The sequence below is a fragment of the Lysinibacillus sp. BNK-21 genome, from assembly GCF_048684915.1.
GTDB lineage: Bacteria > Bacillota > Bacilli > Bacillales_A > Planococcaceae > Lysinibacillus > Lysinibacillus capsici.
On sequence record NZ_JBLQTS010000001.1, the window covers coordinates 4,130,942 to 4,151,295 of the forward strand.

The 20,354-nt window shown below is 36.7% G+C and carries 18 protein-coding genes and 1 riboswitch; of the genes, 8 read left to right on the forward strand and 10 right to left on the reverse strand.

The window, feature by feature from the left end; genetic code table 11:
- Nucleotides 1-5 precede the first annotated feature (5 nt).
- The gene (locus ACMGGO_RS20795; RefSeq protein ID WP_420282332.1) at nucleotides 6-872 is read right to left on the reverse strand and encodes a metallophosphoesterase; all 867 of its coding nucleotides are present in this window, start codon (nucleotides 870-872) and stop codon (nucleotides 6-8) included.
- 508 nt (nucleotides 873-1,380) lie between these two features.
- Here ACMGGO_RS20795 and ACMGGO_RS20800 point away from each other — a divergent pair.
- The gene (locus tag ACMGGO_RS20800; RefSeq protein WP_048393289.1) at nucleotides 1,381-2,529 is read left to right on the forward strand and encodes an acyl-CoA dehydrogenase family protein; all 1,149 of its coding nucleotides are present in this window, start codon (nucleotides 1,381-1,383) and stop codon (nucleotides 2,527-2,529) included.
- Between the two features lie 36 nt (nucleotides 2,530-2,565).
- Here ACMGGO_RS20800 and ACMGGO_RS20805 read toward each other — a convergent pair whose 3' ends face one another.
- The 4 genes from ACMGGO_RS20805 to ACMGGO_RS20820 all read right to left on the reverse strand — a co-directional run bounded on the left by ACMGGO_RS20805 (nucleotide 2,566) and on the right by ACMGGO_RS20820 (nucleotide 6,519).
- On the reverse strand, nucleotides 2,566-4,776 hold the full coding sequence (locus ACMGGO_RS20805; RefSeq protein WP_054549073.1) for a sensor histidine kinase: 2,211 nt from the start codon (nucleotides 4,774-4,776) through the stop codon (nucleotides 2,566-2,568).
- Nucleotides 4,777-4,792: 16 nt separating this feature from the next.
- Nucleotides 4,793-4,948, reverse strand: coding sequence for a hypothetical protein (locus tag ACMGGO_RS20810; protein WP_155483369.1), 156 nt, complete (start codon nucleotides 4,946-4,948; stop codon nucleotides 4,793-4,795).
- On the reverse strand, nucleotides 4,926-5,618 hold the full coding sequence (locus ACMGGO_RS20815) for a response regulator transcription factor (RefSeq protein ID WP_048393287.1): 693 nt from the start codon (nucleotides 5,616-5,618) through the stop codon (nucleotides 4,926-4,928). The genes ACMGGO_RS20810 and ACMGGO_RS20815 overlap by 23 nt, the downstream gene beginning before the upstream one ends.
- A gap of 76 nt (nucleotides 5,619-5,694) precedes the next feature.
- Nucleotides 5,695-6,519 (reverse strand): DMT family transporter, encoded by an 825-nt coding sequence (locus tag ACMGGO_RS20820; RefSeq protein WP_420282221.1) that lies wholly within the window; start codon nucleotides 6,517-6,519, stop codon nucleotides 5,695-5,697.
- A 155-nt stretch (nucleotides 6,520-6,674) separates the two neighbouring features.
- Here ACMGGO_RS20820 and ACMGGO_RS20825 point away from each other — a divergent pair, with 155 nt between their 5' ends.
- Complete coding sequence (locus ACMGGO_RS20825) at nucleotides 6,675-6,905, forward strand: hypothetical protein (RefSeq protein WP_004229745.1); 231 nt, start codon at nucleotides 6,675-6,677, stop codon at nucleotides 6,903-6,905.
- Between the two features lie 59 nt (nucleotides 6,906-6,964).
- On the opposite strand, the gene ACMGGO_RS20830 is transcribed toward ACMGGO_RS20825, so the two are convergent.
- From ACMGGO_RS20830 to ACMGGO_RS20840, 3 genes are all read right to left on the reverse strand, one after another.
- Complete coding sequence (locus ACMGGO_RS20830) at nucleotides 6,965-7,951, reverse strand: homoserine dehydrogenase (RefSeq protein ID WP_054549071.1); 987 nt, start codon at nucleotides 7,949-7,951, stop codon at nucleotides 6,965-6,967.
- Nucleotides 7,952-8,414: 463 nt separating this feature from the next.
- A complete protein-coding gene (locus tag ACMGGO_RS20835; protein ID WP_420282222.1) occupies nucleotides 8,415-8,798 on the reverse strand; it encodes a hypothetical protein in 384 nt (127 codons plus the stop codon).
- A 332-nt stretch (nucleotides 8,799-9,130) separates the two neighbouring features.
- Nucleotides 9,131-10,432: an O-acetylhomoserine aminocarboxypropyltransferase/cysteine synthase family protein gene (locus tag ACMGGO_RS20840; RefSeq protein WP_420282223.1), complete on the reverse strand. Its 1,302-nt coding sequence runs from the start codon at nucleotides 10,430-10,432 to the stop codon at nucleotides 9,131-9,133.
- A gap of 116 nt (nucleotides 10,433-10,548) precedes the next feature.
- Nucleotides 10,549-10,662: riboswitch (SAM riboswitch) on the reverse strand.
- Between the two features lie 155 nt (nucleotides 10,663-10,817).
- Between ACMGGO_RS20840 and ACMGGO_RS20845 the strand changes: the two genes are divergently transcribed.
- Both ACMGGO_RS20845 and ACMGGO_RS20850 read left to right on the forward strand, forming a co-directional pair.
- Nucleotides 10,818-11,450 (forward strand): glycerol-3-phosphate acyltransferase, encoded by a 633-nt coding sequence (locus tag ACMGGO_RS20845; protein WP_112117201.1) that lies wholly within the window; start codon nucleotides 10,818-10,820, stop codon nucleotides 11,448-11,450.
- A gap of 194 nt (nucleotides 11,451-11,644) precedes the next feature.
- Complete coding sequence (locus tag ACMGGO_RS20850; protein ID WP_048393276.1) at nucleotides 11,645-13,126, forward strand: DASS family sodium-coupled anion symporter; 1,482 nt, start codon at nucleotides 11,645-11,647, stop codon at nucleotides 13,124-13,126.
- Nucleotides 13,127-13,199: 73 nt separating this feature from the next.
- Here the strand turns inward: ACMGGO_RS20850 and ACMGGO_RS20855 are convergent, their stop codons facing one another.
- The gene (locus ACMGGO_RS20855; RefSeq protein WP_048393275.1) at nucleotides 13,200-14,723 is read right to left on the reverse strand and encodes a succinate CoA transferase; all 1,524 of its coding nucleotides are present in this window, start codon (nucleotides 14,721-14,723) and stop codon (nucleotides 13,200-13,202) included.
- A 368-nt stretch (nucleotides 14,724-15,091) separates the two neighbouring features.
- On the opposite strand from ACMGGO_RS20855, the gene chrR reads away from it, so the two are divergent.
- Nucleotides 15,092-15,823 (forward strand): class II chromate reductase ChrR, encoded by a 732-nt coding sequence (chrR, locus tag ACMGGO_RS20860; protein WP_420282224.1) that lies wholly within the window; start codon nucleotides 15,092-15,094, stop codon nucleotides 15,821-15,823.
- Between the two features lie 204 nt (nucleotides 15,824-16,027).
- Nucleotides 16,028-16,453, forward strand: a complete 426-nt coding sequence (locus ACMGGO_RS20865) for a hypothetical protein (protein ID WP_054549068.1) — start codon at nucleotides 16,028-16,030, stop codon at nucleotides 16,451-16,453.
- Between the two features lie 41 nt (nucleotides 16,454-16,494).
- Here ACMGGO_RS20865 and ACMGGO_RS20870 read toward each other — a convergent pair whose 3' ends face one another.
- Nucleotides 16,495-18,174: a tripartite tricarboxylate transporter TctB family protein gene (locus ACMGGO_RS20870; protein WP_112117199.1), complete on the reverse strand. Its 1,680-nt coding sequence runs from the start codon at nucleotides 18,172-18,174 to the stop codon at nucleotides 16,495-16,497.
- A 132-nt stretch (nucleotides 18,175-18,306) separates the two neighbouring features.
- On the opposite strand from ACMGGO_RS20870, the gene ACMGGO_RS20875 reads away from it, so the two are divergent.
- Nucleotides 18,307-18,957 carry a lysoplasmalogenase gene (locus ACMGGO_RS20875; protein WP_420282225.1) on the forward strand — a complete coding sequence of 217 codons (651 nt, stop codon included), beginning with the start codon at nucleotides 18,307-18,309 and terminating at the stop codon, nucleotides 18,955-18,957.
- 90 nt (nucleotides 18,958-19,047) lie between these two features.
- Complete coding sequence (gene pepT / locus ACMGGO_RS20880) at nucleotides 19,048-20,277, forward strand: peptidase T (protein WP_420282226.1); 1,230 nt, start codon at nucleotides 19,048-19,050, stop codon at nucleotides 20,275-20,277.
- Nucleotides 20,278-20,354: the final 77 nt, after the last annotated feature.

Genomic DNA, 20,354 nt, shown 5'->3' on the forward strand with positions numbered 1-20,354 from the left:
ACATACTATTTAAATGTTATATCTACTACCCAAAGCTCTGATCTACTGCCAATTCGCATCGGTGGGCCCCAGAAGCCATAGCCTGATGAAACAAGTGTATGCATCTGTTCCTTCAACTTATAACCATAATCCAGTTCAAATACACGAGCTGTTATATACTGATTCGGCCACAGCTGTCCCTTGTGTGTATGACCAGACATATGTAAATCAACGCCCATTTGGGAAGGCGTGTTTAAATCGTCAGGTGTATGATTCATTACAAGCCATGGTAAATTAGCAGAAGGCTTTAGCACCTCAAGTGGTTTTCTTTCTTTATTCGTTCTGTCCTCTTGCCCTGTTAATATAAACGCATCTTCTATAAGAATTGTTTCATCTAGGAGCATTTTCACATTGGCATTTTCCATTTCCTTAATAAATTCAGGAATTTTTTTGCCATAATATTCATGGTTACCTAATATACCATATGTTCCATATGTAGATGTTAATTGTTTCATGACATCTGCCATACCCTCTTGAACAAACCATTTAGGGTCATCGTCCACAATATCCCCAGCTAACAACACGATATCTGGTTGTGCTTCATTAGCTAAGCTGACAAAACGTTGTAAATGTCGTTTATGGGATAAAACACCTAAGTGAAAATCAGATGCTACAACAGCTCTTAGTGTGTTTAAGTCACTATCTTGTTTATCAACAGTTATTTCTAAATGACGAACAACTGGAGAGTAGGCTAAATAGGAGCCAATGATACTTAACAAGAATAGGATAGCTACTGCTATACTACCTATTATTTGCACGTTTTTAAAAGGTGTAAGCCAAATAATGAATTGTGCAACTAAACATAGCAATAAGCCATATTCAAAGATAAACATCCAATAATTACTGATTACAGAAAACACACGTAATGACTCGTGTAATCTTCCGATTATAATACTAAAAGCAACCATATACAGCACGACCCAAAATAATACTGGAAAACGAAACCACCCCATTGCTACAAGCCACTGCTTTACTCCCCACCCTAAATAGAAAGTCAAAGCACTATAAATACTAATTAAAAGAACAGCGCCGATTACTTTTGGCATAACCAAGTCCTCTACTTTCTTTCTATAATTTAATTGATTATACCATTATACTTATCAATCATATTGCTTAAAGCACTTGAATAATCTTCTAAAGAAAGTAGGAACTTGTCCAAATTTAAGTTTACCTTTTCATTTCATTCGTTACTCTCGTTTTACATGACATTTCACTGTATATAGATGACATTTTCGTCATTTACATACTAAACGCTACTTTCATTTTCGCATTCCTTCCAGTAACATAGTAGATGAACGAGCAAAATCGCGTATTTACGAAGAAAAAGGGGTGCTATTTCAAATGACACGTTATAAATTTGAAACAACAGAGCATGAATTATTTCGCAAAACCTTTCGTAAGTTTTTAGCTGAAGAAGCTGAACCGCATTATGCCCAGTGGGAAAAGGATCATCTTATTCCGCTTTCTTTTTGGCGTAAGCTTGGTGATATGGGTTATCTTTGTCCACAAGTAGAAGAACAATATGGCGGGCTAGGCTTGGATTTCAGCTTTGGCGTCATTATACAAGAAGAACTTGAACGTATAGGCTCAAGTCTTATCGGGGTTGGCCTGCATAATGATATTGTTGTCCCGTATATCGAAGCATATGGGACACACGAACAAAAATCTCGTTGGCTACCAAAATGTGTCACAGGCGACTATATAACAGCTATTGCAATGACGGAGCCTGGCACAGGTTCAGACTTGGCTAATATCAAAACGTCAGCCATTCGCGATGGGGACCATTATATTGTAAATGGTCAAAAAACCTTTATAACAAATGGCATCCATACAAACTTAGCGGTTGTCGCAGTAAAAACAAATCCTCAGGCTGATAAAAAACATCGTGGTATTAGCCTACTTGTTATTGAAGAGGGCACACCTGGCTTTACAAAAGGAAGACAGCTCGAAAAAGTTGGTATGCATGCCCAAGATACAGCTGAACTCTATTTTGAAGATTGTCGAGTGCCTGTTCAAAATCTACTTGGCGAAGAAGGCAAGGGCTTTCATTATATGATGGAAAAACTGCAGCAAGAGCGATTAGCAGTAGCGATTGCCGCACAAACAGCCGCTGAGGATATGCTTACACTAACGCTGGACTATGTGAAATCACGTCAGGCTTTTGGCAAAACAATTGGTGACTTCCAAAATACACAATTTAAAATAGCTGAAATGGCTACTAAAATCGAGCTTGGTAAATCCTTTTTAGAATCATTGATTGAAGAGCATATTGCAGGCAATGATGTTGTGACAAAAGTTTCTATGGCAAAATACTGGATTACCGAAAATGCACGTGACCTTGCTACGCAATGTATGCAATTGCATGGTGGCTATGGCTATATGGAGGAATATAAGATTGCTAGAAGATATAGAGATATACCTGTTATGTCGATCTATGCTGGTACTAATGAAGTCATGAAGGTTATTATCGCCAAAAATTTAGGCCTATAATAAAAAAGGCGGCAGAAGTTTGCCGCCTTTTTACCATTAAACTGCTGGAATTCGAACGATTACTTTAAATAAATCGCCATCTACATCAATGCTCATTCTTGCTCCATGTAAATCGACAATGGATTGTGCAATGGCTAATCCAAGCCCTGAGCCCTCTGTATGACGTGAGGCATCGGCACGTTTAAAGCGTTCAAATAATTCCTCAGCATCTTCACTAATTTCATACTTTGCTACATTTTTCACCGTAAATTCAGCATCGCCATCTGCCGTACGCTTAAATGTCACATAAACACGCGTTCCCTCTAGCGCATACTTCAAAACATTGACAATTAAATTATCAATAAGTCTCCACCATTTTTGACCATCCACATATGCAAAGATTGGATCATGAGGCATGGTCATTCGTAAATCTAGTTGTGACTGTGTTAAATCCTCTTTATGCTCCCCTACAGCTTGTTGGATAAGCTGTGTTAAATCTACTCGACTGCGGTGAAGTTCAATATTACCACTAGCCATTTTCGATACTTCAAAAAGGTCTTCAATCAGCACTTTTAAACGTTCAGACTTTTTATCTAGTATATGAATGTATTGTTTCCGTTCTTCCTCTGTAATATTTGGCTTCTTCAGTAAATCGGTATACGTAATTATAGAGGTTAAAGGAGTACGTAAATCATGACTCACATTTGTAATCAGCTCTGTTTTTAACCGCTCACTTTTCGCCTGCTCATGCATGGACGTACGCACACCTTCTCGTAAATGATTGAGGTTTTCTGCATGACCTGAAAGCGGAGATTTACCTTTTACCTTTACATCACGATTTAAACGTCCTTCAGCCATATCCTTCGTATCTTTCATAATACGGTTTAAATAACCCATTCTTGATAGGAAAACAATCATAGCAGGAAATCCTATAAACATACAAATGCCAAGTACAAGGACTGGAAAAGCTCCGCCTCCTATCATGGTAGCAACAAGGCTACCACCTCCAAAGAAGGCTGCGGCTAGCATTACAATTGAATGTAATGCGATCGAACGATTAATAAATAAGTCAGTCAACGAATCCCCAAGTGACCATAAATAGCTCGATTTCACATTTTCCTCTAGCTTATTCAAAGTATTTACTCTTGTATACAACCAAATTAATTGCACGAAGAAAGCACTACCAATTACCATTAAAACAAGTATTTTAAAGCCAATATCGAGTATAAAACGGACATAATTATAATTATAAACAGAATTATATTCAATAGATTCAAAAACAACCTGGGCTGAAATGAAATACATAAGGCTCGTTATTAACAAAAGAATAATTTGTACATCGATTTTATACTTTGTTAAAAGATCTTTTTCCTTCATACTCGTAACTATCTGTAATAAGTCTTTACGCCCCCTCCATACAAAGACGGCCATTAAAATACTTGTGAGCCAAATAAAGTAGTGAGTATATTGATTGCGTTGAAACTGTTGAAATTGTTGATACCCTCCCTGTATAACATCTTCTGACATAGCTGCTTTTTTTGAAATAGCTATTACACCTGTATATTCAGCTGTTTCGTAAAGATCATCTACATTCACGTATGTTTCGGTATTGTAAAAAATATCTCTTAAATTCTCACTGATATTCCATGCATATAGCGGTTTTCGATCAGTATACTTAATTTTATAGGCACTACTTTCGGTAACATCACCTGCACGGTACGTTTTACCAGTTTCTGTATTGGTCAACTCATAAGACCAATAGTCATAGTTTTTTCCAAAGTTTTTGGATTCACCTTTTGCTGCTTTAATATATTTATCAATGAGGGCTTCCTTTTCAGCAAGAATCTTTTTTCTTACATGCTCATCATCTTCAAAATTTGCTGTAATATCTTTAATTTTATTATCACGTTCAGACACTAGCTTTGTCTTTAATTCTGTTGCATTGGCATCTATAGCTTCCTGAATACGTTGTTCGTATTGTGCCTTAATATTATCGATTTGCTGTCCTAATGTACCATAATAATTACGATGATCTTCTATTTCAGTTTGAGTAATCTCAATTTTATTTTTCAATTCTTCTGCATTTGGTACATTAATTACTAACGGTCCTAGTTCTGCCGTGAAATTATCGATTTCATGTTGGAAATTTTCCGAATCAAAATATGATTTACCAATATACTGATAGCCCACATTATAAAAAGTAAAGACTCCGAAAATTGTCCAGATTAAACACATTAATACGAGAAGAGATTTCCATTTTTTTATCATCCCTTTTTACACTCCTCTAAAAAATTCTTTCTAACAATTGTAAAACCTCTGAGGAGCGAGAATCGACGATTTGATAGGCATAAATTCCAAAATAGATAAGCCCAATAACACCTGCAATAAATCCAGCAATAGTCATATACTTCTCTAATTTATTTTTCCATTTTATAGCCAACGCCCCATACCACCTTTAGATAGCGTGGATTTTTCGGATCAGCTTCAATTTTCTCACGTATTTTCCGAATGTGAACAGCTACAATATTTTCAGCATTATAAGCTTCCTCATTCCAAACACGTTCATAAATTTCACGAATCGAAAACACACGCCCTGCATTTTTCATTAATAGTTCTGTAATTTTATATTCTATCGGGGTTAGTCGAACTGGTTCTCCTTCTAGTACAACCTCTTTTGCCTCTTCATCAAGAATAAGTCCGTCTATTTCCACTTTTGTAGCTCCCTCACTATACGTTCCTAGCTGAACATAACGGCGCAGCTGAGATTTTACACGTGCCAACAGCTCTAATGGATGAAATGGCTTTGTTACATAATCATCTGCTCCAACCGATAATCCATGAATCTTATCGCCATCCTCCGCCTTTGCACTCAGCATGATAATGGGAATATTGCGCTCTTCCCTAATTTTAAAGGTTGCTGTAATTCCATCCATATTTGGCATCATGATATCTAAAATTATTAAATGTACTTCATTGTTCTCTAGCTTTTTTAATGCATCTAAGCCATCTGCTGCTTTAATGACATGATAGCCTTCATTTTTTAAATAGATTTCAATACCATCACGAATATCTTGATCGTCATCTGTAACAAGAACTGTTAATTTCGTCATGATATACACCTCGCTCTCAAATATAAGTGTATCTTTTAAATCTTAAAAACCAGCTATTATAAAAATGAAGAATTTCTTAAGGTTTTAGCTTTTTTCTCCCACCCAATGTTAAAACAACAATGCCACCTAAAAGCATCGCTACTCCAAGCCAGGAAACTATACTTAAGTGTTCTCCAATTAAAAACACACCAAGAATTGCAGCAGTCAATGGTTCTGCTAATGAAAGTGTTACAGCTGTGGATGAACTAATTTTTTGTAGTCCTCTTAAAAACAGGAAATACGCTACGCTTGTACACATAATCCCCATAAATAACATTGTCCATAAGTTGTGCGCATTTACTAACCAGGAAAATCCACCTTGTATAGAAAACGGCAGTAAAAACAAAGCGCAAATGGAGAATGTCATAGCAACTGCGGGTAACGCTTCTTCTTGTGCCATTAATTTTTTACTTATGTTTGTGTAAAATGCAAAGGATAAACCTGCACAAAGCGCTAATGTGAATCCGCCAACGTGAACAGACTCCTCTCCATTATTCATAAACAATAAAAGACATCCGATAATGGCCATCAATGTAGCAAGTCCCCATACTGCTGTGGGACGTGTTTTCCATACTAGCCACTCTAATACACCAGAAAACACTGGTGCACTACCAATAGTAGCAACAGTTCCAATGGCTATACCTGTTAGACGAATGGATGAGAAGAAAAGACCTTGGAAAAACGCAATACTAGCCGCAGCTAAAATTGTCCATTTCCATGACCACCTTAAAAAACTGCCACCAATTGCAGAACGAATCGTGGCTACAGCTATTGGAGATACCTCTTCATCCAAATATGTCTGGGCAGTACCTGTCATTCCCCATAGAATAGCTGCTAGTAATACAAACAATGAATTTAACATTTTTCAGCTCATCCCCGCTTCACATCTTTCTCCATACTAATCATACATATTTATCCAAAATCAAACAATTATCATTTTTACTTTTCTTTTAATTCCAATAGTATGTTTTCTCATGAATGGACGTTATAATAAAAACAGTAAAAGGAGCGAATCGTATGTACAAATCAATTGAAGAGACAGCTATTGATCTTGGTATGCCTGAGGATCAAGTAATGCGTCTAATTTACGAAGGACGCATCCGTTCTGTTTACGATGGCCAACAAATTTTAATCAATAGTGGACAATTCAGCACTTATTTTAAACAATTGGAACGTATAAAAGAGGAAATTGAAATTTGGCGTGCTACTCCTATTCCAGAGGACATAGACGTCAAAGATGAAGACTAAAAGCCCACCATTCATACAATTGAACATTGTTGAATGGCGGGCCTTTTTTAAAGCTTATATTAGATTGTCACAACAAATCCTGCTCTTTTCCCAATGATTTCAGCATAATCTTCTACCATGACACTTGCTGTTGGATACATCCCTGCTCCAGGACCGATTAATGTTAATGTACCAATATAGTTAGTCTCTAATGCCACCGCATTGAACACATCATCGACTGGATAAAGTGGATGCTCATTATCAACTAGTTGAGGACCTACTTTTGCAATAATCTTACCGTCAGCTAGTTTTTCCACTTCAGCAACATGGCGGTAACGAAGACCCTTTTCACATGCTTCATGAACTTGTTCAGCAGAGATACTATCGATCCCAATTACCTCTACATCTGACCAGTCAGGCTGCTCACCAAAAGCTAAGGCACTTAATATCATTAATTTTTTAAATGCATCCTGCCCAGATATATCATTATATGGATCTGCTTCGGCATAACCTAAGCCTTGTGCCTCTTTTAAAGCTGTTTCGAACGACCAGCCTTGTGCACGCATTTTTGTTAAAATATAATTACATGTGCCATTTAAGACACCTTGTATACGACTTACATCATTTACAAGTAAGATATTTTTCATTGTTTTTATAACAGGTACGCCACCAGCGGTAGTAGCCTCATAGCCTACAAAAACGCCATTAGCTTTTGCAAGATCCTGCAACTCCAAACCTCGTTTGGCAAACATCACTTTATTGGCAGTAATAACATGACATTTATGTTCCACCGCTCGCTTTAAATAACTGTATGCAGGTTCTTCGTTCACAATTGCTTCAAACACTACCTGCATACCTGGCTCTGCTAAGACTTCATCCATACTTGTTGTCATTAAATGTGCTGTGCCTGGGACACGTTCACGACTAGCATCTGTCACTAAAATCTTCGCTACCTCTAATTCAATACCTAATTTATTTTTTAGCTCTTCTCGTTTTTCATTTAAAATATGGTAAATCCCCTGACCTACCGTTCCAAATCCTAAAATCGCTGCCTTTATAGTTGCCATTCTCGTTATTCCCTCCAACTTACATTCCGCAGTTTCATTAAAGCTAATTTTCCATGGGGTTGTGTCATGACAATTTGACACCCACCGCAGTCTTTAGCCAACAACTCTCTTTGTATGAGTTTCGCTATTTCTATATGTGTTAGGACACATACAAATTCAAATAATTCAAAATTTAACTTAAAGAAAATTGTAACGCAAATACACGCTTTGCACAAGAAAAATCTTTCTAGGAAGGACATTTGTTTTCTCTAGATGTGCAAAAGAAATCGGTTTCATTCCCTTTATTATACGTTTTATTAATCAATCTATAAGATTTGAACAAATATTGACTATTTACATTTCAATATATGAATGTCTTTCTTCTATTATATATATGTATGCTCAGACACTCATAACAATCCCTTTAAAGAAAAAACTCATTCCCTGTAGCAGCAGAGAATGAGCTTAAAAATATGAGGGGGTTTTAACTTGCTTTTGAAAGCAATTGATAACGATATTGTGCTAAAGCTTGTTGAACAAGACTAATCTCTTCTTCTGTAAAATTTGGTATTGCATACGTACGTTCCACTAATTGAAATGTACCATACTTCAAGTAAAACTCTGTCGCAGGAAGTGAGATATGGCTCACACCGTACTGTTCATATGCCTCAAATACTTCCTTTACAGTAAAGTCCTTTTCAGTAAAAACATGTTCTTGAATTGCTGTATGACCAAATACTTCCTGCCATTTTCTTTCGACTGATGTAAGAAGGTGTTGAATGGATTTATTGTTGACAAATACATGCCCTTCATTTAGCTCATATATTAGATAGGATACAATGTTTTGCGCACTATAGATGTTACCCATTTTAAACACTCCTTTATCATCAGTTTTTGGGAAGAGTAATCACTGGCTAGGCAACTACTCTTCTATATATTCAAAAGTGGGGGAGCACTTATGAAAACATTTACCTTTTTTAAAAAAATTTTCGTACTGTTAACTTATTTCCTAGTATATAACATGGATTTAACAAAGTCAATAATACATATAAAATTACTTGGTATTATTTTTTATAAGGTTCTGATAATTAACGGGAGCAGTAATAGATTGATGTAGCAACGTTTAACGCATTACCAAATGAGGCTAATCGAATGAGAAAATACGTTAACGTCACAACATCTTACCATTTTCTTTAAACTTTAAGCTTCTACTGTTTGTTCAGTTGTTGTAGCCTGTGTAATGGCTTGATCTAAATCAGCAATAATATCCTCTACTGCCTCTAAACCGATGGATAAGCGAATGAGCGACTCGGTTACACCAGCTTGAACTAATTCGTCTGCTGATAGTTGCTGATGAGTAGTGGAAGCTGGATGAATAATTAATGACTTTGCATCACCTACATTTGCTACATGTGAAAATAATTTCACGCTATCAATAAGCTTTCGCCCAGCTTCTCGTCCACCCTTTATGCCAAATGTAAGCACTGAACCGAAGCCATTTCTTAAATATTTTTTTGCTAACTCATGTGTCGGAAAATCTTCTAGGCCATTATAATTTACATACTCCACAGATGGGTGGTTTTGTAAATACTCAGCCACTGCCAATGCATTTTCATTGTGTTTAGGGATACGCAGATGAAGCGTTTCTAACCCTTGCAATAAATTAAAGGCAGCATCAGCACTTAATGTTGGACCAAAATCACGTAATAGTTGTACACGTAGCTTTGTAGCAAAGGCAGCAGAAGCTGTATCAATTCCATAACGTAGACCATGGTAAGAGGCATCTGGTTCAGTAAAACCAGGGAATCGACCGCTAGTCCAATCAAACTTACCAGCGTCTACAACAACGCCCCCTAAAGTTGTACCATGACCTCCTATCCATTTAGTTGCTGAATGAACTACAACATCTGCGCCGTATTCAATAGGTGTAGAACCGTAAGGAGAAGCGAACGTGCTGTCAATAATTAATGGTAGACCATTATCATGTGCAATTCTAGCTACTGCTTCAATATCTAAAACCTTTAAACTTGGATTACCATAAACCTCTGCAAAGACAGCTTTTGTTTTATCAGTAATCGCTGCTTTGAAATTCTCTGGGTTTGTTTCATCTACAAAAATTGTTTTAATACCATAGTTTGGTAATGTGTTAGCAAATAAATTATACGTACCACCATATAAAGAACTAGCTGCTACTATCTCATCACCAGCTCCAGCTAGATTTAAAATGGAAAATGCGATAGCTGCTGCACCAGATGAAAGTGCTACTGCTGCTGTTCCACCTTCCAATAAAGCCACACGTTTTTCAAACACATCAACTGTTGGATTGGTAATTCGTGTGTAAATGTTCCCTGCTTCCTCTAAGGCAAAAAGACGTTGCGCATGAGCAGTGTCTTTAAATACGAAAGCAGTTGAGCGATAGACTGGAACTGTGCGAGAACCCGTCACTGGGTCTGGCTCTTGACCACCATGCAACAGCAATGTTTCTGGTTTAAAATTTGTCATTGTGTACCTCCAAATGGTTATTTTTTTACGATGGTACCGGAGATGAGGAGGATTTTTCTGTAGAAAACAAAAACCCTCTTCAGCTAAGAAGAGGGTTGCGGTTGCAAGTTTTCCTCCCCTTATCTGCCAGATCCAAGTAAGAATCTGTAGGAATTAGCACCTTAGTAAGCTCATTGCTTACTGGTTGCCGGGCATCATAGGGCCTATCCCTCCGCCGCTCTTGATAAGAGTATGAGATTCAATTTCCATCGTTGTTACACAGTATAAACATAGAGTTTTTTTCTGTCAACATGTAAATTTTATTTTTTCCGAAACTTCTGTCTGCTCTTATACGTAATATGAACGCATACACTATTTTAGAAAAAATTTTGAGAGGAGTATTTTTATGGTAAAGGCCGTGATCATTTTTCTTATGATTGGCTATTTAATAGGCTGTATTCACGGCTCTAAAGTGGCTCAATTTTTATCGGGGGTTGATTTAAAAAAGGCTGGCCACGGTAATGCTGGTGCCTCTAATGCTACTCTTTCCCTTGGCTGGAAGTATGGCGTTTTAGTAGCCCTCATCGATATAGGCAAAGGCGTTGTCGCTATTATAGGTGCACATTTTTATCTAGCGGACGCCATTCATTTAACAGAAGAACAAATTTGGCTGCTTACTTATATTATGGCTGCTGGGGTTATTTTAGGTCATAATTTCCCCTTCTACATGGGCTTCAACGGCGGGAAAGGAACGGCCTCCATCATTGGTATTTTACTTGCTGTTGATTGGAAGATTGGTTTATTTGCACTTATTTTATTTGTTATTTTATCCTTTGCAACAAATTATTTAATTGTAGGTGTTCTAGAATTTTATCTCGTGTTTTGTACAGCAACTTATTTATGGATTCCTGGCATTGGCCCAACCATTATAGCTCTTCTTCTTTTTGGCATAGCCATCATCCTGCACCTCGAAAATATTAAACGATTAGTCAATGGAACAGAGCCTAAAGTAACTTCTGCCTTTAAGAAAAAGAAATAATATTTAATGGATATTTTTGTATTTTTTGTGACCGTATTTTTTCTCTTTATCTACTCATATTGCTGTAAAAAACACCATTTTCACATAGATTTTTTTCTACAATAAAATAGACATATTCTTATCTCAATAAAACATTATACAGGCCGATGTTATGGATAATAATCGTCATTTTTATCGTAGAAAGGATGAGAAATATGTCTTCACCAAAGCAAGCAGCTACAAAACTTAATTTAAAGCCACTATGGATTGGCTTGGCATTCGCGTTACTAATCATTATTACCTTTTTACCTAACAATGGTGATTTACCTATAGCTGGGCAACGAGCTTTAGCCATTTTAGCTTTTGCAGTCATCCTTTGGGTTACAGAGGCCGTTTCATATCCTGTGAGCTCGGCCATGATCATTGCACTAGTAACTGTTTTACTAGGACTCGCTCCGTCAATGGATAATCCAACTACAGAGCTAGGAACAGCTAGCGCATTAAAATTATCTTTAAGTGGCTTTAGTAATTCTGCCGTTGCTTTAGTAGCAGCAGCTCTTTTTCTAGCGGCAGCAATGCAAATTACTAATCTACATAAACGACTTGCACTTTGGATTCTTTCACTGGTAGGAACGAAAACAAAAGCTATCGTATTTGGCGCTATTTTAGTCTCTATCGTCCTCGCATTTTTTGTACCTTCTGCTACAGCACGAGCTGGCGCAGTAGTACCGATTTTGCTTGGAATGGTGGCAGCATTTGGTTTACCACGTGATAGTCGGCTTGCTGCCTTATTAGTTATTACTTCGGTACAAGCCGTTTCCATTTGGAATATTGGTATTAAAACTGCAGCAGCTCAAAATATGGTGGCTTTAAACTTTATCCAAGAACAATTTAATGTGGATATTTCATGGGGTGCTTGGCTACTTTATGCCGCCCCCTTCTCAATTATTATGTCGATCTTTTTATTTTTCATTATGATTGCTTTAATTAAACCTGAGACTAGCAATATCGAAGGTGGTAAAGAGGTCATCAAAAAACAGCTTGCAGAGCTTGGCCCATTAAAGGCTCCTGAAATTCGTTTAATCATTACATCCGTAGTTTTACTATTTTTCTGGGCAACTGAAGGGAAGCTACATCCATTTGATACGACAACAGTCACAATTATTGCTATCGCGATTCTATTAATGCCTAAAATCGGTGTGTATTCATGGAAGGAAGTTGAGCCTCATATTCCATGGGGGACAATTATCGTCTTTGCGGTAGGCATTATGTTAGGAACCATTTTACTAAATACGCAAGGTGCTGCATGGTTATCAGATAAAGTTTTTGGTTCACTTGGGCTAGATACTATGCCTTTACTAGCAACCATCGCACTCGTAACTTTATTTAACATTTTGATTCATTTAGGTTTTGCAAGCGCAACTAGCTTAGCCTCAGCACTTATACCTGTGTTTATCGTTTTAGCCTCCACATTAACGGCTAATGTTGATCAAGTTGGTTTTGTTATTGTGCAACAATTCGTCATAAGCTTTGGCTTCCTATTACCAATTAGTGCACCACAAAACATGCTTGCCTATGGTACAGGCTCCTTTACAACAAAGGATTTCTTGAAATCTGGAATTCCATTAACCATTATCGGTTTCCTTCTCGTACTTTTGTTCTCTGCAACTTATTGGAAATGGATTGGATTATTATAGAACTTTCATTAAATTAAAACGTAAAAGCCTTGAAGAAACAGACTATCTGTTCTTCAAGGCTTTTAAGATAAGACTATTGTTTCGTAAAAGCAGGGTCCTTCATCGTACCGTTTTTCGCATAGTTAACGTGCCATGATAGTGCTTTTTCTAGGTCATGTGGTGTATGATGTCCACCCGTTGCCTCATTGGCATCATTAAAGTACTGCCACAGCTGCTCCCTATAATCAGGATGTGCACAATTATCAATGATAAGTCCCACTCGTTCTTTTGGAGCAAGTCCTCGTAAATCTGCTACGCCCTGTTCAGTTACAATGACATCAACATCATGCTCCGTATGATCCACATGTGAGACCATTGGGACAATACTCGAAATATCTCCACCCTTAGCATAAGACTTTGTTACAAAAATTCCTAAACGTGCATTACGAGCAAAGTCACCAGACCCTCCGATACCATTCATCATCTTTGTACCAGAAACATGTGTGGAATTCACATTGCCGTAAATATCTAATTCCAATGCCGTATTCACAGAAATTAATCCGAGTCGACGAATAATTTCAGGCTGATTTGAAATTTCTTGAGGGCGCAACACTAATTTATCAGCATATTTTTCAAAATTCCCATAAACACGGTTTCCTACTTGCTCAGAAAGGGTAATAGAAGTAGCAGATGCAAAATTCACTTTCCCTGCATCCATTAATTCAAATACTGCATCTTGGAGAACTTCTGAATAAACTTCTAAGTTCTCAAACTCAGAGTCTTTAAAGCCTAGCAATACAGCATTTGCTACTGAACCTACCCCAGATTGAATTGGACGCAAACTTGTTGTTAAGCGACCTACTTTAATCTCTTCACGTAGGAAATTTAATAAGTGATTAGCCATAACATCTGTCTCTTCATCTGCAGGGACAATCGTTGATGGCGCATCTAATATATCCGAAATGACGATGCCTTTTACTTTATCTAAATCTAGTGGAATTCCAATTATACCAAGACGATCAGAGACATTCTGTAAAGGAATTGGATCACGTTTTCCTTGTTGTGCAGGTACATAAATATCATGTATACCTTCTAATGCATCAAGCTGTGCTACGTTTAATTCAATGATGACTTGGTCTGCTTCTTGCACAAAAATGGGAGAGTTACCAACTGAAGTTGTAGGAATTAATAAGCCTTCTTCTGTAATAGCAGCCGCTTCTATGATCGCAAAATCAATTGGTCCAATAATGCCTTGACGAACAAGCTCAGCATTATGGGAAAGATGGGCATCGACAAATGTGATATCACCGCTATTGATTTTATTACGAATGCCAGCATCTGCTTGGAAAGGACCGCGCTTACGTATGACCCCTGCTTCTGCTAAATATTGGTCTACCTCAGGTCCAAGTGATGCACCTGTAAAGACATCTACTTGAAAATCCTCTTTTTTTGCTTTCTCTACAAGTGCAAGAGGTACAACCTTTACATCACCAGCACGTGTGAATCCACTCATCCCTAATACCATGCCATCCTTAATCCAAGAAGCTGCTTCTTCCGCTGTTACAACCTTGCTTCGTAATTGTTCATGACGAAGCTTTTTCGCTAACTTTTCTTCCATTCCCTATTCCTCCATTCCACTTTATTTTTGTTCAACTTGCATATTTGGTTCCAGTAAATCTGTGACATCCGTCAGCGAATGTATCTTTATTCCAGGAGGATTTCATTACCTAATAGCTAATGCTGTCTAAACATTTGTGAATAAAGATCATGTAATTTTTTGGTAGCACAACCAAATAAACAGTCGCTTCTATAATTTTATACTATTTAGAATATTTAATCTATATCAAATAAAATATTTTACTTTACGAGATAATTTCGTCATTTATAAATTATTTATAAATAACTTTTTGTTCCTCATTATTCGATTTTGCTAGAAAAGCGTGCTATGCTCAAGGTATAGAACAGACACAAAGGAGAGAGTTTTTAATGGTTAAAGAACTATTACGTAGCCATTCCTCGGTACGCATCTATGATGGAGAACCGATTTCAAAAGAAATCATTGAAGATTTAATTGGAACAGCACAAATGGCTGCAACATCACATTTTGTGCAAGCCTATAGTGTAATATGGGTAACAGATGCAGATAAAAAAGAAAAATTAGGCTTACACTCTGGTAATCCACGTCAATATGAAACTTCAGGTGGGGCATTTGTTTTTTGCGTAGATTTCAAGCGACTTCAAATGGCTGGGAAACTAGAAGGAGTGGATATTGTAGCTGATTCAGCTGAAAATGTCCTTGTCGGGGTAGCAGATGTATCATTGTTTGCACAGAATTTTGTTATTGCGGCAGAGTCAATGGGTTATGGCATTTGCTATATTGGAGGTGTACGCAATAAACCTTCTGAAATCAGTGAATTATTTAATCTGCCTGACCATGTTTTCCCATTATTCGGGCTAACAATCGGCGTTCCTGCACGTCGCAATGAGGTAAAACCTCGTTTACCTGTATCTGCTGTATTACATGAAAATGAATACAATGTTGAAAAATATGAAGAACTTTTACCAGCCTACAACGAGGAAATGGAAATATATTATAACAGCCGTTCGTCTAACAGAAAAATTGATAACTGGACAAAACAGATGGCTGATTTTTTAATTGAACAACGACGTCCCCATATCAAAGAGTTTTTAGCAACTAAAGGGTTTAATTGGAAATAAATTAACGAGAATGGAGTTACTATCGTATGATAATAATTCCATTTTTTACATAAAAATATTACCTATATATATTCAATCTAGGGATATTGCCACAATTACTTCTATAAATCTAACCTTAAATTAAACGAAAAGACTCTTTCCTTTTCCAGCTATTCCATTCATATTAATAAATGATACCTATTAAAGAAAGGAGTTATAGAATCAATGTCCAATATCAATAAACATCTTGCTCGCACCTTAGAACAACAGCATAAGAGAAGTGTAAGAGGTTTATTCTTAAAAATTGAAGACTTAAATAATGAATGCACCCAATTAAGAAAAAGACTCGAGCCACATATTGATTTGAATGTATATAAAAAACCCATTGATTATGTCAATCAGTTCGTTTCTCACACTACTATACTCAATTTAAAATTCGTTACGAATACACAGAATTTAGAAGTAGTTGTCTTGCATGCTCTTTTATTATCCTATATTTTAGAAAACACTCAAAGCCATGCTTTTGAATATGAAGATAAATTGTTACAGGGGTATATACAAGAAATCTTTACACTAAATGATCATGCAAAAAGACTATTTATGAACCATAGAGAAAAGATGCTTACCTATGTTCAAGGGCAAGCTACATAAAAAAGACGATCTTCGTAATAACAAGATCGTCTTTTGTTCTTTTATTGTAGTCCTCTAATTATAAGAGAACGAACTGGTAGGAACTGCTCTCCTGTATCTCCATAAGTGAGTATCACCTCATCACCCTCCTGTAAATAAATTGCTAAAGGTTCTGTTTCGGCACTCACTAAATAATTTTCACCATTGTTTAATAAGAAAGATACAGTTGTAAAATCGCCTAGACGTTCTTTATATACACGTAATACCTTACCACTTATTTGTTTTTCCTCAGCACTTGAGCTACCATCTACAGTATTTCCTCCTCGACTTAAGGCTGTTTTATATAATTTCAATGCCTCCTTAGGAGTAGTAGCATAAACGGAAATTTCAGGATTGGCTGCAGAAACAATAAAATAGTTTTGTAAGAAACCATTGGAATCTAGCACCGCTGTCAGCCAGCTCGCTTCTCCATAAAAGTTATACAACACTGGCATTTCGCCACTCCACTTTTTCTCAATAAATTTCTTCTCTATTATTTGTAAATTACCTTGTGAATCCATATAACTTGAGTCTTGATTCCCTGTATAGTATGTTGCATCCCCTGTTCGTGCGTTTGTTAGTGAATAGCCTAACATTGAATCTACACCTTCTTTAGGACTTGTAAAATCTGTAAAGTAATACATATCACCCTTCTCATCGAAAATCGGGCTAACATTCGATTCTGTTCCTTCATCAGAAGGAATCTTTACATCCTTTTTACCAAACATACTATTCCAAAAACCATGTACATAATTACCGAAATAACTGTTTTGTAAACTTACTGTCTCTGGTGATACAGCACCATCAATAAATTCAGGTATTTGATCCAGTTTAATGACCTCTGATTTCCCCGTCAGCGCATCAACCAAGACAATTCCTTTTACATCAAAGCCATTACGCGCAGAAATAAATTCCCCATATGAGCGAATATAGTATGGCTTTCCTTCATCATCTACTTCCAGCTGTACGTCACCATAAAAAATAAGGAATGGGTGTTGTAAACGAATATGACGTTCTAAATTAGCATTTAAATATGCGGAAGGTACATATTTCATTTCCTCTTTTATAAATTTAGGATTATCCGCAGAATCTGTAGCACTCATTATGAAGTAACCAGGTGTTGTACCACCGTTCATCCATTTAAAGAATCCAGAAAATTCAACTGGTGCGATATAAACATATTCGCCCTTCACTTTTTGAATTTGTAAGCGTCCTAATTCATAGTAGCTCGTATTTGGCACTTGACCGAAAGCCTTTTTCATTTTATTGCGAGCAAATTTCGGTGGTACACTTGCAGGTGTTTGTGTCTCATCGAATGGTTTTATTTCAACTTCTTCCTTCATTTCGGATGACTTAAATTTTTCATTAGCATTCCATAAAGGTGCTGATAAAACATACACAGCTACACCTAGACTTGCTAAAAATAAAACACCTTTTATTTTCCTTTCGATACCACTTGCTAGCAGAGCACCCACTAACGTTAATAAAATAATAGCAGGCCAAAAAACAAGCCAATTCACATCAATTTTTGTTACATATAACGTAATCCCCGTGGCTAAAAACCCTAGTACAAAGACTCCAATAAAAAAGTATCCTATTACCTTTTTCGATTGTCCATCTTCTCGCTTCTTCGTAATAAGCGGCGTCACTAGCACACTTGCGATCAATGCAATGACTGCAGAAGCTATCAGTAGCTTAGTCATTTGGTTCATCCTCTCTTCTTCTTTCTCACTACTTACTTTACGGTTACATACTAAAAAAGTTTCATACATACGTTGTACAGAAAGGAATTCTACCATAAATATTGAATTTCAAAAGGAAAGGAGCTGAAAAATTTGTTAAAAAAATTATTAATCAGTGTCATTATTTTATTGGGTCTTTATTATATTTTTCTCTTTTCCCATATTGCTGAAAGTTTAAAACTCATCTTTAAAGTGATTCCTATGTTGCTCATCATTATATTAGCTGCGATTCAGAAGCCATTACATATTAAAAAATACCAACTTTTGATTATTGTTGGGCTTGTATTCTGCATGATTGGAGACTATACATTGCAGTGGTTTTTAATCGGTCTAACTAGCTTTCTTATCGGGCATATCTTTTATATTTTTGCTTTCTCTACTGCAAATGAGCGGCATGTACCAACTTGGGCTAAAATACTATTATTACTCTATGGAGCAAGTATGGCTATATGGATTGCGGGATCTGTCTTTAAAACAGGTGAAACCATACTTGGTATTGCAGTAATCGCCTACATTTCTGTGATACTCACAATGGGATGGACAGCTATTAAAACTGGATCTACTCTGGCAACAAGTGGTGCAATATTATTTATTGCATCTGATTCTTATTTAGCTATTAACAAATTTGTCATGCCACTAGCATTTTCTCATGAAATTATCATGCTGACTTATTATAGCGCCCAATTACTTATTGCTTTAAGTATCCTTCAATATTCCGAAATCCGAAGTAAAGTGTTACAATAATATCGATTATGCCAAGACATAATTGCGCCTGGAATCGGCTTTGTAAAAGCACAAAGAATTTTAACATATATACATTAGGAGGCCATACTTATGAAAGAACAAGTAATTGAGCGATTAATACGCTATGCAAAAATTGATACACAATCAGACTTCACAAGCGAAACAACTCCTTCTACACAAAAGCAATTTGACTTATTACATGTTTTAAAAGACGAACTTGCCGAAATTGGTTTAACAGACATTACATTAGATGAAAATGGCTATTTATTTGCCTCATTAGAAGCTAATACAGAAAAAGAAGTACCAACTATCGGCTTTTTAGCCCATGTTGATACAGCTACTGACTATACAGGCGCAAATGTGAAGCCACAGCGTGTAGATAATTATGATGGTGGAGATATTCAGTTAAACGAAAACTTAGTTATGTCTCCGACTGACTTCCCAGAGCTTAAAAACTATGTAGGCCAAACACTTATTACAACAGATGGTACTACTTTATTAGGCGCTGATGATAAGGCAGGGATTGCTGAAATTATGACGGCAATGGAGTACCTCATTAAAAATCCTACTATTAAGCATGGTAAAATCCGTGTAGCCTTCACGCCAGATGAAGAAATCGGTCGTGGACCACATAAATTTGATGTCGCCGCTTTCGGTGCAGACTATGCCTATACTATGGATGGTGGACCACTTGGCGAACTACAATTCGAGAGCTTCAATGCCGCTGGCGTAAAAGTAATTACAAAAGGCACTAGCGTCCATCCTGGTTCAGCAAAAAATAAAATGGTGAATGCTATTACAATGGCTATTGCCTTCCAAAATGAAATGCCTGCTGACGCAGTTCCTGAAAAGACAGAAGGTTATGAAGGTTTCATTCATTTAATGAGCTTTAAAGGGGCTCTTGAGCATTCTGAGCTATCTTATATCGTGCGTGACCATGATCGCCAAAAGTTTGAAGAGAAAAAACAATTAATGCGTGATGCTGCAGCTAAAATTCAAGCACAATTTGGTGAGCATGCACTGAGTATTACCATTGAAGATCAATACTACAATATGGGTGAAAAAATTGAGCCTGTAAAAGAAATTGTTGACATTGCACGTACTGCAATGGAAAAATTAGATATTACACCGAATACCCTGCCAATTCGTGGCGGTACAGATGGCTCACAATTATCTTATATGGGCCTACCGACACCAAATATTTTCGCTGGTGGCGAAAACATGCATGGCAAATTCGAATATGTATCCGCTGAAACAATGGAAAAAGCAACTCAAGTTATCATAGAAATCGTTCAGCTTTTTGAACAGCAAGCAAAATAATAGTTTTAATTTTGAGTGAGCTTATTTCTATACGCATTTACCTAAGGAATCATGAAAAATTTTCATAGCTACGAAGA